Here is a 721-nt window from a genome sequence, read left to right on the forward strand (position 1 = left end):
GGTGCTGTTGCAAAGTTGGGCGGAGAGCCGAGACGACCCAGTTTCTCATTTCCTGATGGCCGCTGCGTGCCGGCGTTCTCAGGCCGTCTCGAAGACCCGGTTGACGATCACCGCGTCCGGATTGGGGTGCCCATAAGCAAACATCGTGCCCTGACCTTTCCGTAATGAATGCATCGCTTCCATCCCTTTCAACGTCCGGTAGGCGGAAATTCGGTTTTTGAACGCCCCCTTCGGTCCCAGGATTCTTTTAAGTCGGCCATGATCTCCCTCGAGAACGTTGTTCAGGTATTTCACCTGCCGGTGCTCCACCGTCTGAGGGCAGATTCCCTCCGCCTTCAGCTCGGATATTGCCTTGGCCAGAGCTGGTGCCTTGTCGGTGTTGATGACCCGCGGGGACCCGGCTGTCGTATTCGATCGCAGCGTCTTGGCCAGGAAACGCTTGGCCGCAGCCACATTCCGTTTTGGTGAGAGGTAGAAGTCTAAGGTCTGCCCACCGGCGGTAATAGCCCGGTAGAGATAGCACCACGTGCCGCCGACCCGGATATAGGTCTCATCCACCCGCCAGGACCGAGCCTGCCAGTCGGGTACCTGCCGGTACCAGCGAGTGTGCTTATCCAGCTCAGGGGCGTATTTCTGCACCCAGCGGTAGATCGTGGTGTGATCGACTGGCACACCCCGCTCGGTCATCATTTCTTCGAGGTCGCGGTAGCTCACGCCGTAG

1 protein-coding gene is annotated in these 721 nt (G+C 59.2%); it reads right to left on the reverse strand.

Annotated features, from left to right (window positions below; translation table 11 throughout):
- Window positions 1-78: 78 nt before the first annotated feature.
- Window positions 79-721 (reverse strand): IS6 family transposase (locus RAE09_RS11855; protein WP_316981774.1); only part of this gene is annotated, 643 nt, incomplete at its 5' end.

It is taken from the genome of Corynebacterium tuberculostearicum (assembly GCF_032821615.1).
GTDB classification, from domain to species: Bacteria; Actinomycetota; Actinomycetes; order Mycobacteriales; family Mycobacteriaceae; genus Corynebacterium; species Corynebacterium tuberculostearicum_H.